At 56.2% G+C, this 13261-nt stretch carries 11 protein-coding genes; 6 read left to right on the top strand and 5 right to left on the bottom strand.

The window, feature by feature from the left end; translation table 11 throughout:
• Positions 1-86: 86 nt before the first annotated feature.
• The 4 genes from gyrB to dnaA form a co-directional block, all read right to left on the bottom strand.
• The gene (gene gyrB / locus ACWPW2_RS14580; protein ID WP_454123808.1) at positions 87-2501 is read right to left on the bottom strand and encodes a DNA topoisomerase (ATP-hydrolyzing) subunit B; all 2415 of its coding nucleotides are present in this window, start codon (positions 2499-2501) and stop codon (positions 87-89) included.
• 28 nt (positions 2502-2529) lie between these two features.
• Positions 2530-3603: a DNA replication/repair protein RecF gene (gene recF / locus ACWPW2_RS14575; protein WP_042715128.1), complete on the bottom strand. Its 1074-nt coding sequence runs from the start codon at positions 3601-3603 to the stop codon at positions 2530-2532.
• 138 nt (positions 3604-3741) lie between these two features.
• On the bottom strand, positions 3742-4842 hold the full coding sequence (gene dnaN / locus ACWPW2_RS14570; RefSeq protein ID WP_042715130.1) for a DNA polymerase III subunit beta: 1101 nt from the start codon (positions 4840-4842) through the stop codon (positions 3742-3744).
• A gap of 4 nt (positions 4843-4846) precedes the next feature.
• Positions 4847-6244 carry a chromosomal replication initiator protein DnaA gene (gene dnaA / locus ACWPW2_RS14565; RefSeq protein WP_094422659.1) on the bottom strand — a complete coding sequence of 466 codons (1398 nt, stop codon included), beginning with the start codon at positions 6242-6244 and terminating at the stop codon, positions 4847-4849.
• Positions 6245-6847: 603 nt separating this feature from the next.
• Between dnaA and rpmH the strand changes: the two genes are divergently transcribed.
• The 6 genes from rpmH (at position 6848) to ACWPW2_RS14535 (ending at position 11741) form a co-directional block, all read left to right on the top strand.
• Positions 6848-6988 carry a 50S ribosomal protein L34 gene (gene rpmH / locus ACWPW2_RS14560; protein ID WP_000831330.1) on the top strand — a complete coding sequence of 47 codons (141 nt, stop codon included), beginning with the start codon at positions 6848-6850 and terminating at the stop codon, positions 6986-6988.
• 17 nt (positions 6989-7005) lie between these two features.
• Complete coding sequence (rnpA, locus tag ACWPW2_RS14555; protein ID WP_076769290.1) at positions 7006-7365, top strand: ribonuclease P protein component; 360 nt, start codon at positions 7006-7008, stop codon at positions 7363-7365.
• The gene (yidD, locus tag ACWPW2_RS14550; protein WP_076769289.1) at positions 7329-7586 is read left to right on the top strand and encodes a membrane protein insertion efficiency factor YidD; all 258 of its coding nucleotides are present in this window, start codon (positions 7329-7331) and stop codon (positions 7584-7586) included. The genes rnpA and yidD overlap by 37 nt, the downstream gene beginning before the upstream one ends.
• A gap of 2 nt (positions 7587-7588) precedes the next feature.
• A complete protein-coding gene (yidC, locus tag ACWPW2_RS14545; RefSeq protein WP_454123804.1) occupies positions 7589-9235 on the top strand; it encodes a membrane protein insertase YidC in 1647 nt (548 codons plus the stop codon).
• A gap of 193 nt (positions 9236-9428) precedes the next feature.
• A complete protein-coding gene (mnmE, locus tag ACWPW2_RS14540) occupies positions 9429-10793 on the top strand; it encodes a tRNA uridine-5-carboxymethylaminomethyl(34) synthesis GTPase MnmE (protein WP_094422653.1) in 1365 nt (454 codons plus the stop codon).
• A gap of 210 nt (positions 10794-11003) precedes the next feature.
• The gene (locus tag ACWPW2_RS14535) at positions 11004-11741 is read left to right on the top strand and encodes a 4'-phosphopantetheinyl transferase family protein (RefSeq protein ID WP_454123801.1); all 738 of its coding nucleotides are present in this window, start codon (positions 11004-11006) and stop codon (positions 11739-11741) included.
• Between the two features lie 53 nt (positions 11742-11794).
• Here the strand turns inward: ACWPW2_RS14535 and ACWPW2_RS14530 are convergent, their stop codons facing one another.
• On the bottom strand, positions 11795-13132 hold the full coding sequence (locus ACWPW2_RS14530) for an NCS2 family permease (RefSeq protein WP_312120400.1): 1338 nt from the start codon (positions 13130-13132) through the stop codon (positions 11795-11797).
• Positions 13133-13261: the final 129 nt, after the last annotated feature.

Genomic DNA, 13261 nt, shown 5'->3' with positions numbered 1-13261 from the left:
ATTCCGCTCAAAAAACAGCAGCGCGCCGGGGAGAAAAGGGGGAGAGAAAGGGGGATACGGGATCCCCCTTTTAATGCAGGATTACCTTAGATATCGATATTCGCCGCTTTCAGGGCGTTCTCTTCGATAAAGGCGCGGCGCGGTTCAACGGCATCGCCCATTAAGGTCGTGAAGAGCTGATCGGCTGCAATCGCATCTTTTACGGTAACGCGCAGCATGCGGCGGCTTTCCGGATCCATGGTGGTTTCCCACAGCTGATCCGGGTTCATCTCGCCGAGGCCTTTATAACGCTGAATGGAGAGACCGCGACGGGACTCTTTCACCAGCCACTCCAGCGCCTGCTCGAAGCTGGTCACCGGCTGACGGCGTTCGCCACGTTCGATATAGGCATCTTCTTCAATCAGGCCGCGCAGCTTCTCGCCGAGCGTGCAGAGACGACGGTATTCGCCGCCGGTCACGAACTCGTGATCGAGCGGGTAATCGGTATCCACGCCGTGGGTACGCACGCGAATAATCGGCTCGAACTGGCTCAGCTCGCTGTTCACCCGGACATCATATTTCCAGGTACTGCCGTGAGCTTCGTTCTCATTCAGCACGGTAATCAGCTGAGAGACCCACTGCGTAACAGTACGCTCATCGGCAAGATCCGCTTCCGCCAGCGTCGGCTGATAGACCAGCTCTTTCAGCAACGCGCGCGGGAAGCGGCGCTCCATGCGGCCAATCATCTTCTGCGCAGCGTTGTACTCGGAGACCATTTTCTCCAGCGCTTCACCCTGCAGAGCAGGCGCGCCTTCGGTGGTATGCAGCGTTGCGCCATCGAGCGCGATGGAGATCTGATACTGATCCATCGCCTCGTCGTCTTTGATGTACTGCTCCTGCTTGCCTTTCTTCACTTTGTAGAGCGGCGGCTGCGCGATGTAGACGTGGCCACGCTCAACGATTTCCGGCATCTGACGGTAGAAGAAGGTCAACAGCAGCGTACGGATGTGCGAGCCATCGACGTCCGCATCGGTCATGATGATGATGCTGTGGTAGCGCAGTTTATCCGGGTTGTACTCGTCGCGACCAATGCCGCAGCCGAGCGCAGTGATAAGCGTTGCCACTTCCTGAGAAGAGAGCATCTTGTCGAAACGCGCTTTCTCGACGTTGAGGATTTTACCTTTCAACGGCAGGATCGCCTGGTTCTTACGGTTACGGCCCTGTTTGGCAGAACCGCCCGCCGAGTCCCCTTCCACTAAGTAGAGTTCGGACAGCGCCGGGTCACGCTCCTGGCAATCCGCCAGTTTGCCCGGCAGACCGGCCAGATCCAGCGCGCCTTTACGGCGGGTCATTTCACGCGCTTTACGCGCCGCTTCACGGGCACGCGCAGCATCAATGATTTTGCCGACGACGATCTTCGCATCACCCGGGTTTTCCAGCAGGTATTCGGCCAGCAGTTCGTTCATCTGCTGTTCCACCGCCGATTTCACCTCGGAGGAGACGAGTTTATCTTTGGTCTGCGAGGAGAATTTCGGGTCCGGCACTTTTACCGACACCACCGCAATCAGGCCTTCACGGGCATCATCGCCGGTGGCGCTGACTTTGGCTTTCTTGCTGTAACCCTCTTTATCCATATAGGCGTTCAGCGTACGGGTCATCGCCGCGCGGAAGCCTGCAAGGTGGGTACCGCCGTCGCGCTGCGGAATGTTGTTGGTAAAGCAGTAGATATTTTCCTGGAAACCATCGTTCCATTGCAGCGCAATTTCGACGCCGATACCGTCTTTTTCGGTGGAGAAGTAGAAGATATTCGGGTGGATCGGCGTTTTGTTTTTGTTGAGGTACTCAACAAACGCCCTGATACCGCCTTCGTAGTGGAAGTGGTCTTCTTTACCGTCGCGCTTGTCGCGCAGGCGAATCGACACGCCGGAGTTCAGGAAGGAGAGCTCACGCAGGCGTTTCGCCAGAATTTCATATTCAAATTCAATGACGTTGGTGAAGGTTTCGTAGCTCGGCCAGAAACGCACCATGGTACCGGTTTTTTCCGTTTCGCCCGTCACTTCCAGCGGAGCCTGCGGCACGCCGTGAGTATAGATCTGACGGTGAACTTTGTTATCGCGCTGGATAACCAGCTCCAGTTTCTGCGACAGGGCGTTTACCACTGAAACGCCAACGCCGTGCAGACCGCCGGAGACTTTATAGGAGTTATCGTCGAACTTACCGCCCGCATGCAGTACGGTCATGATCACTTCCGCGGCGGAAACACCCTCTTCCGGGTGAATACCGGTCGGAATACCACGGCCATCATCCTGTACGGAGACAGAGTTATCGCTGTGAATGGTGACGATAATGTCTTTACAGTACCCTGCGAGCGCTTCGTCGATAGCGTTATCTACTACCTCGAATACCATGTGGTGCAGACCGGTGCCGTCATCCGTATCGCCGATATACATACCCGGGCGCTTACGCACTGCATCCAGCCCTTTGAGGACTTTGATACTGGAGGAGTCATAAGAATTCGACATCAACGTTTCTCGCTCATTTCAACTTGGGTTAATCGGCTATTTTACCCTTTTCCACGGTGAACATCTTCGAATTTTTGTCCGACATGTCCATAACGTGTTCAGCGCTGATGGCGCTGACGAAAACCTGTGACTGGGTGGCTTTTAACCGGCTGGCTAACAGCCCGCGCTTTTCGTCATCAAGCTCCGAGGCAAAATCATCTATCAGGTATAAACAGCGTCGCCCGCTTTCACGCGTTAAGAACTCCCCCTGCGCCAGGCGCAGCGCGCACATCAGGAGTTTTAACTGCCCGCGCGAAAGGGTGTCTTCAACGGGCGCGCCATCCGCACGAATGCGGAAATCCGCTTTATGCGGGCCGTGCGCGGTGTAAGTGAGCATGCGGTCGCGCTCAAAACTGCGCGCCAGCACCTCTTCATAATCGGTCTCTTTCTCCCAGCCGCGCTGGAAAGAGAAGGTCAGGGAAAATTCCGGTAAGAACTGCCGGCAGGTGTCGGCCATATCTTCCGCGATAGCGGCGCTGTACTCCGCGCGCCAGCGGCTGATCTGCTCGGCGAGCGGCACAAGCTCTTTGTCCCACGGACGCAGCTGGCCGTAATGGCTCACCTGGCGTAAAGCGGCATTGCGCTGTTTTAACAGGCGCTTGAGATTGCTCCAGGCGGTAAAAAAGCCGCTTTCATTGTGGAAGCATCCCCAGTCGAGAAAGGCACGACGGTATTTCGGGCCGCCGTTAAGCAAGGTAAACCCTTCGGGGGTAATAAGCTGCATCGGCATCAGCAGCGCCAGCTCTGCCACTTTATGGCCGTCGGTGCCGTCGATACGCACTTTGCTGTCGCCGAGCTTATCTTTGGTCAGGCCAATGGCGATTTCGCGCGATTCGGCCTGCAAACGCCCGTGCAGGACAAACGCCTCCTGCTCATGGCGAATAACGCGACCAATTTGCAGGCTGCGAAACGCACGGCCATGCCCGAGGGTGTAGATCGCCTCCAGCACGCTGGTCTTCCCGCTGCCGTTAGCGCCCACCAGAAAGTTAAAGCCAGGGGAGAGCGCGAGATCCGCGCTTTCGATATTGCGGAAATCTTTTATCAGTAAGCGGGTTAGCGACATGATTCACTCATTACCAGGGCGTATCGTCGCAGTTAGCCTGACTTCGGCCAGCGCGCAGCAACCGCAGCGTACCGAAGTACGTGAAGAGTGCGGGCGCTGCCCGAAGCCAGAGTAACCAGAAAGATAGCCCGCTATTTTCTACAACCGCATTGGCATAACGACATAGGCTGCGCTCTGGCTCGCCGCGTCTTCAATCTGCACGCTGGAAACGGAATCGGTCAGCAGAATGCGCACGTTCTCGCACTTCAGCGCGTTCAGCACATCAAGCACGTAGCTGACGTTAAAGCCGATCTCCATTTCGCTACCGCCGTAGGTGACATCGAGAAACTCTTCCGCTTCTTCCTGCTCCGGGTTATTGGCGGTGATTTTGATCTGGTTCTCGCTGACGTAGAGACGCACACCGCGGAACTTCTCGTTAGAGAGGATCGCCGCGCGGGCAAAAGCCTGCTTCAGCGAATCGCAGCCCGCTTCCAGCGTTTTATCCGGGTTTTTCGGCAATACGCGGCGATAATCCGGGAAACGACCATCAACCAGCTTCGACGTGAAGATAAAGTCGCCGACGTGGGCGCGAATGTTGTTGCTGCCGATCTGCACGCGCAGCGGCGTATCGCCGCCGTCGAGCATACGCATCAGCTCAATCACCCCTTTACGCGGCACGATCACCGAATGGTTCGGCAATGTTTGCCCAATCGGCATCGAGCAGACGGCAAGACGGTGGCCGTCGGTAGCCACGGTACGCAGCTCTTCACCTTCGGTTTCAAACAGCATGCCGTTTAAGTAGTAACGGACGTCCTGGTGCGCCATCGAGAACTGCGTCGCTTCGATCAGGCGTTTCATGGTGGCCTGCGGCAGCGTGAACTCCACTTCGCTTTGCCAGTCATCCAGGTTAGGGAAATCCGCCGCGGGCAGGGTTGAGAGGGAGAAACGGCTGCGCCCGGAACGGATCAGCATGCGCTCACCCTCCAGCTGCATCGCAATTTCCGCCCCTTCCGGCAGGCCGCGACAGATGTCGAAGAATTTACGTGCCGGTACGGTTGTCGCGCCCTGTTCATGGGGCTGGACAAGCGCCACGCGGGCAACCATCTCCATTTCAAGATCGGTGCCGGTCAGCGAGAGCGCGCCGTCGGTAACCTGAAGCAGCAGATTACCGAGAATAGGCAACGTCGGGCGTCCGCCCAGCGGGCCGCTAACTTGTTGCAGCGGCTTTAATAAATGTTCACGTTCAACGGTAAATTTCATAGCGTCACGAAGAGAGAGTTCGGATTAAATTGGAAAAATCTTCTTTGATATCATGGCTTTCTTCACGCAACTGCTCAATCTTACGGCAGGCATGCAGTACGGTGGTGTGGTCACGGCCGCCAAAGGCATCGCCGATTTCCGGCAGGCTGTGGTTGGTCAGCTCTTTCGCCAGCGCCATCGCCATCTGGCGCGGGCGGGCAACGGAACGGGAGCGTCGCTTCGACAGCAGATCTGCCACCTTAATCTTGTAATACTCCGCCACCGTCTTCTGGATATTGTCGATGGTGACCAGCTTCTCCTGCAGCGCCAGCAGATCGCGCAGCGCTTCGCGCACGAAATCAATGGTGATGGCGCGCCCGGTAAAGTTGGCGTTGGCGATGACACGGTTCAGTGCCCCTTCCAGCTCACGCACGTTGGATCGCAGGCGCTTGGCAATAAAGAAGGCCACTTCGCCCGGCAGACGGATATCGTTCTCGTCGGCCTTTTTCATCAGGATCGCAACGCGGGTTTCCAGCTCCGGCGGTTCGATCGCCACGGTCAGCCCCCAGCCGAAGCGGGATTTGAGACGATCCTCAACGCCATTGATCTCTTTCGGATAACGATCCGAGGTGAGAATGATCTGCTGATTGCCTTCAAGCAGGGCGTTAAAGGTGTGGAAGAACTCTTCCTGGGATCGCTCTTTATTGGCGAAGAATTGAATATCATCGATCAGCAGGGCGTCAACGGAGCGGTAGTAGCGTTTAAACTCTTCGATCGCATTGTTTTGCAGGGCTTTTACCATGTCCTGGACAAAGCGCTCGGAGTGCATATACACCACTTTGGCATTCGGCTTACGCGCCACAATGCCGTTACCCACCGCGTGAAGCAGGTGCGTTTTACCGAGACCCGTGCCGCCATATAAAAAGAGCGGGTTGTAAGCGCCGCCGGGGTTATCGGCTACCTGGCGGGCTGCCGCGCGGGCCAGCTGGTTCGACTTACCTTCGACGAAGTTATCAAAGGTGTGTTTGACGTTGACGTTTGAGCGGTAGGTCGGTTCCGCCGGGGCGGGCACGTTGTCCCAGCCTGAACGGGCGACAGGCGCAGCGCGCGGAATCACGATCTGCGCCGCCTGAGCGGGCGCAGCCACGGTGGCGGGCTCTCTCAATGTCTGGTTAGCCGGACGAGCGCCCACTTCAAAACGCAGCTGTGGCGCGTCCGCCCCGCAAAACTCATTAAGCAGGCCGTTGATATTATTGAGGTATTTGTCTCTTACCCAATCAAGCACAAAACGGTTTGGCGCATACAAAGCCAGCGTGTTGTCACTCAGTTCCGCCTGCAACGGGCGGATCCACATACTAAATTCAGTGGCTGGTAACTCATCCTGCAATCGGGCAAGACACTGCTGCCAAAGCGAAAGTGACACGGCGGACTCCACTCGAACGTAAATCGATAAATAGTAAAGACAGAGACATTAATCTTTTTTGACACACATCGATAAGACCCAGCGGGGTGATGTGCGAACCGCTGTTTACGGTTTTTGCCCCAGAGCGATCGTGGATCGCGATCGGGACCGCGGATCATAGCGTAAACCGCCGAAGAGATCTTCTGTTTCTCACAGATTCTTCACGATTTATCCACAGGCCGATCCGGAACGCGCTAAGTGTAAACGATCCAGGCGCGGGTGCGGGAAGATTTAGGCCGCATATTGGAAAATTAAATGGTTTTCACCGAATAATCCCATAAACGATCTAAGGAAGATCCAGGCGGATCCTTGCGCTTTGCCATTTGCCCCGTATAATTCTGCCCCCGGCGCGTCTTACTCTTTTCAGGCGCCGGAAGCCGCTTAGTTTTTGCGCAGATCTGTGCAAAAATACGTGCGCTATAAGGAAAGAGAATTGACTCCGGAGTGTACAATTATTACAATCCGGCCTCTTTAATTACCCATGGCTTGCGCGCCGGTCGTTCGATATTCGTTCGGGCATACGCAAAAGTCAGTGAATTTATTCAAGTTTAGGTAGAAATCGCCATGAAACGCACTTTTCAACCGTCTGTACTGAAGCGCAACCGTTCTCACGGCTTCCGTGCTCGTATGGCTACTAAAAATGGTCGCCAGGTTCTGGCTCGTCGTCGCGCTAAAGGCCGCGCACGTCTGACCGTTTCCAAGTAATAAAAGCTAACCCCTGAGTGGTTAAGCTCGCTTTTCCCAGGGAGTTACGTTTGTTAACTCCCACTCATTTCACATTCGTCTTCCAGCAGCCACAACGGGCTGGCACGCCGCAAATCACCATCCTCGGCCGCCTGAATTCGCTGGGGCATCCCCGTATCGGTCTTACCGTCGCCAAAAAAAATGTCAAACGCGCACATGAACGCAATCGGATTAAACGTCTGACGCGTGAAAGTTTCCGTTTGCACCAACATGACCTGCCGGCCATGGATTTTGTGGTGGTGGCAAAGAAAGGGGTTGCCGACCTCGATAACCGTGCTCTCACGGAAGCGTTGGAAAAATTATGGCGCCGCCATTGTCGCCAGGCTCAAGGGTCCTGATAGCCCTTATACGGGTCTACCAACGCCTGATTAGTCCGCTACTCGGGCCGCACTGCCGTTTCACCCCTACCTGTTCTCACTATGGAATTGAGGCCTTGCGCAGGTTTGGGGTGTTAAAAGGCAGTTGGTTGACAGTGAAACGCGTATTAAAATGCCACCCTTTACATCCGGGTGGCGACGATCCCGTCCCGCCAGGACCTTCTAAAACCAGAGAACACTAACGATGGATTCGCAACGCAATCTTTTTATCATCGCTTTGTTGTTCGTGTCTTTCATGATCTGGCAAACGTGGGAGAAGGAACAAAATCCTCCTCCGGCGCAGCAGCAGACCACGCAGACTACGACCACCGCAGCGGGTAACGCAGCCGACCAGAGCGTTCCGGCCAGTGGCCAGGGGAAACTGATTACGGTTAAAACCGACGTGCTTGAGCTGACCATCAACACCCGTGGTGGTGATGTTGAGCAGGCACTGCTCCCGACGTACCCGAAAGAGCTGGGTGCCAACGAGCCGTTCCAGTTACTGGAAACCACGCCTGAGTTTGTCTACCAGGCGCAGAGCGGTCTGACCGGCCAGAACGGCCCGGACAACCCGGCTAACGGCCCACGTCCGCTGTATAACGTCGATAAAGATGCGTTTGTGCTGGCAGAAGGCCAGAACGAGCTGGCGATCCCGCTGACCTATACCGATGCGGCTGGCAACACCTTCACCAAAACCTTCACCCTGAAACGCGGTGAATATGCGGTGAACGTTGGCTACAGCGTGAAAAACGCCGGTGCGACGCCGCTGCAGGTGGCCACCTTTGGTCAGCTGAAGCAGACCATCAAACTCCCTTCTCACCGCGATACCGGCAGCAGCAACTTTGCACTGCACACCTTCCGCGGCGCGGCGTACTCCACGCCGGACACCAAGTATGAGAAGTACAAGTTTGACACCATCGCCGATGACGAAAACCTGAACGTCAGCTCGAAAGGCGGCTGGGTTGCGATGCTGCAACAATATTTCGCCACGGCGTGGATCCCACGTAACGACGGCGCGAATAACTTCTACACCGTGAATCTGGGTAACGGCGTTGCGGCAATCGGCTACAAATCTCAGCCTATTACCATCGCAGCAGGCCAGACTGGCTTACTGAACAGCACCCTGTGGGTCGGCCCGGAGATTCAGGACAAGATGGCCGCTGCGGCGCCGCACCTGGATCTGACCGTGGATTACGGCTGGTTGTGGTTCATCTCTCAGCCGCTGTTTAAGCTGCTGAAATGGATCCACAGCTTCCTCGGCAACTGGGGCTTCTCTATCATCGCGATCACCTTCATCGTGCGCGGCATCATGTACCCGCTGACCAAAGCGCAGTACACCTCGATGGCGAAAATGCGCATGCTGCAGCCGAAGATTCAGGCAATGCGTGAGCGTCTGGGCGATGATAAGCAGCGTATGAGCCAGGAAATGATGGCGATGTACAAAGCGGAGAAAGTGAACCCGCTGGGTGGCTGCTTCCCGCTGCTGATCCAGATGCCAATCTTCCTTGCGCTCTACTACATGCTGATGGGCTCCGTTGAGCTGCGCCATGCGCCGTTCGCGCTGTGGATCCACGATCTCTCTGCGCAAGACCCGTACTACATCCTGCCGATCCTGATGGGCGTAACGATGTTCTTCATTCAGAAGATGTCGCCGACCACCGTGACCGACCCGATGCAGCAGAAGATCATGACCTTTATGCCGGTCATCTTCACGGTGTTCTTCCTGTGGTTCCCGTCTGGTCTGGTGCTGTACTACATCGTCAGCAACCTGGTAACCATTCTGCAGCAGCAGCTGATTTACCGTGGTCTGGAGAAACGTGGTCTCCATAGCCGCGAGAAGAAAAGCTCTTAATACGCTTCATTCTTTAAGCTGCATGTGCGTTGGCTGCACTTGCTCACCCCAGTCGTTTACTGATGTAAACTTCTGGGGACTCACAAGCTTGCCGCCTTCCTGCAACGTAAATTATTTTGCGTATTACCTGTAAGATTCAGACAAGGCGGTCAACTGACCGCCTTTCTTATTTTGAGATTTTGGAAAATAAACCATGAGCCATAACGACACTATCGTCGCCCAGGCAACCCCACCGGGACGCGGTGGTGTGGGCATCCTGCGTATCTCCGGCCTGAAAGCGCGCGACGTCGCGCAGGCGGTGCTGGGCAAGCTGCCGAAACCGCGTTATGCCGACTATCTTGCGTTTCAGGATGCCGACGGTAGCGCGCTGGACCAGGGCATTGCGCTGTGGTTCCCCGGCCCCAACTCCTTTACCGGTGAAGATGTGCTGGAACTACAGGGCCACGGCGGCCCGGTGATCCTCGATCTGCTGTTAAAACGCATTCTGACCCTGCCTGGCCTGCGCATCGCCAAACCGGGTGAATTCTCTGAGCGCGCGTTTCTCAATGACAAGCTCGACCTGGCGCAGGCAGAAGCGATTGCCGACCTGATTGATGCCAGCTCCGAACAGGCCGCGCGCTCAGCGCTTAACTCCCTGCAAGGCGCGTTTTCTGCGCGTGTTAATCATCTGGTGGAAGCACTCACTCACCTGCGCATCTACGTCGAAGCGGCAATCGACTTCCCGGATGAGGAGATCGACTTTCTCTCTGACGGCAAAATCGAAGCGCAGCTTAATGATGTGATAAGCGATCTCGATGCGGTGCGCGCCGAAGCGCGCCAGGGCAGCCTGCTGCGTGAAGGGATGAAGGTGGTGATTGCCGGGCGCCCAAACGCCGGGAAGTCGAGCCTGCTTAACGCGCTGGCCGGTCGCGAAGCGGCAATTGTTACCGATATCGCCGGTACCACGCGCGATGTGCTGCGTGAACATATCCATATCGACGGTATGCCGCTGCATATTATCGATACCGCCGGGCTGCGCGAAGCCAGCGACGAAGTGGAGCGCATCGGGATTGAGCGCGCCTGGCAGGAGATTGAGCAGGCGGACCGCGTACTGTTTATGGTGGACGGCACTACCACCGATGCCGTCGATCCGGCGGATATCTGGCCTGATTTTATCGCCCGTTTACCGGCGAAACTGCCCATCACCGTGGTGCGTAATAAAGCAGACGTCACCGGCGAGCAGCCGGGTATCAGCGAAGTGAACAATCACTCACTTGTTCGTCTCTCTGCGCGCACCAACGAAGGGGTGGACGTACTGCGTCAGCATCTCAAGCAGAGCATGGGTTTCGACACCAGCATGGAGGGCGGCTTCCTTGCGCGTCGTCGTCACTTACAGGCGCTGGAAATGGCGGCTGAACATCTGCAACAGGGCAAAGCGCAACTGCTGGGTGCCTGGGCGGGCGAGCTGCTCGCAGAGGAGTTACGTCTGGCCCAGCAGAGCCTGAGCGAGATCACCGGCGAATTTACTTCTGATGACCTGCTGGGCAGGATTTTCTCAAGTTTCTGTATTGGTAAATAATCCCTCATCCCGCGGCTGGCGGGCGTTTTAACGCTCGTTAGCCGTCATTTCATCACTTTTTCTGAAAGTGCTCCCCATTGACGAAAGAAAGTGTAAATATCACCCCTTAGGACTTTTCAGATGGGACTTTTCGCATTAAAACCTATTCATCACAGGCGATAATGTCGATTATCGATTTGATTCACGCAGCCCATTATCACGGAGCGAAAAATGGCGACACACTTTGCAAGAGGGATCCTCTCAGAAGGTCATCTTGTTTCGACCCGGCTCCCTCAGGCGTGCCTTGAGGCCGCAGGGCAACTACCGGAACATCGCCGCTCCCGTTATATCGCTTCCCGGGCACTGCTCGCCGAGATGATGTTTATGCTTTATGGCATCAGCGAACTGCCGGAGATGGTGGTTGAGGAGAGCGGACGACCGCGCTTCGCCGACAGCAGCCTGCCGAGCTTTTCACTGGCCTACGCCGGGAATTTGGTTGGCGTTGCCATCGCTACCGAAGGCGAGTGCGGCCTTGATATGGAGCTACAGCGCGCGACGCGCAGCTTCCACAGCCCGCACGGGCACAAACACACCTTCAGCAACAATGAGCAGCTGTGGATAAACAACCAGAACGATGCCAGTGAAGCGCAAACGCAGCTGTTAACGCTGCGCCAGAGCGTGATGAAATTGATTCACCAGATGCAGGACGACCCGATGCAGCTCCAACTGCTGCCTGGCTCCGGGCGGCTTCGCGTCGCACAACATGCGCAGGTAGAATTGATGTGCGATGCCGAAGATGTGCTGATTTGGTCTGTTGCGGTCGCGCCAGCGATTGAAAGCCTGCGTATCTGGGAGTTTGATAGCCAGAAAGGGTGGCACTACCTGACGGATGTGCTGACCCGCGCCAACGATCCGGCTTCCCGCCTGATGCGTTTCACCAGCCTGCCCGCCGAAAAAGCGTTGATCTGAATAAGCGTGAGGGTAAAGCTTTCCCTCCCCCGAAGCGGGAGAGGGAGAAGGGATTAATGCGCGTCGATAAAGACGATTTTCAGCAGGAACAGCAGCGCCACGACAATGACGCACGGGCTAAGCTCGCGCAGACGGCCGGTACCGATTTTCATCACGCAGTAGGAGATAAAGCCAAGCGCGATCCCCTCGGTGATAGAGAAGCTAAACGGCATCATCACGGCAGTAATAAACGCCGGTACCGCTTCGGTGAGATCCTCCCACTTCACACGCGCCAGGCTTGAGGTCATCAGCACCCCGACGTAAATCAGCGCGCCCGCAGCCGCATAACCCGGCACCATTCCTGCCAGCGGCGAGAGGAAGATCACCAGCAGGAACAGCAAACCCACGACTACTGCCGTCAGGCCGGTACGCCCGCCAACGGAGACACCCGAAGAGGATTCAATGTAGGCGGTAACCGACGATGTGCCGAAGAAGGAGCCGGTCACAGAGGAGATACTGTCAACGTAGAGCGCCTGTTTCATGCGCGGGAATTTGCCCTTCTCATCCACCAGCCCGGCTTTGTCGGTCACGCCGATCAGCGTCCCGGAGGAGTCGAAGAGGTTCACCAGCATAAACGAGAAGATCACGCCCGCAAGACCGAGGTTAAAGGAGCCGGCGAGATCGACATTGCCCACCACCGACATCACGCTTGGCGGCGTAGAGACAATCCCGTGATACTGCACATCGCCCAGCAGCCAGCCTAAAAGCGTGGTCACGACGATAGAGACCAGCACCGCGGCGTGAATATTGCGCGACGCCAGAATAGCGATGATAAAGAAGCCAAGCACGCCCAGCAGCACGCTGTGCGACGTCAGATTACCGATGCTGACCAGCGTCTCTTTGTTGGCGACGATCACGCCCGCATTCTTCAGACCCATCATGCCGATAAACAGGCCGATCCCGCTGGTGATGCCAACGCGCAGGCTCATCGGGATATTGGCAATCATCCAGTAACGTACGCGGAAAATGGTCAGCAACAGCAGACCGACCGCACCCCAGAAGATCGCGCCCATGCCGACCTGCCAGGAGAGCCCCATTGCGCCCACCACCACAAAGGCGAAGAAGGCGTTCAATCCCATTGCCGGAGCCAACGCGACCGGCAGGTTAGCCACCAGACCCATCAGGATGCTGCCGAACGCGGCAATCAGACAGGTGGTGACAAAAACTGCGCTGGTATCCATTCCGGCGACGCCTAAAATTTGCGGGTTAACGAAAACGATGTAGACCATCGTTAAAAACGTCGTGAAGCCGGCGATCACTTCGGTGCGCGCCGTTGTGCCGTGGTCACGCAGTTTGAACACGCGGTCAAGCAACCCCGGGCGAGAGGCCTGGGAAGTCTGTTGTTGGCTCATTATCAATTTCCGGAATAGGAGGGAAAATTCGTCGCTATCCTATACCAAAATGAGGCAGTATTGACGGTTATCACGCACTTTTTTTCATTGAATTTGCTTATACGGCAACGATTGCGTCCCGCAATCTGC

Source organism: Kosakonia sp. Marseille-Q7440 (assembly GCF_965119485.1).
This window is presented reverse-complemented; position numbering and strand designations above follow the sequence as displayed.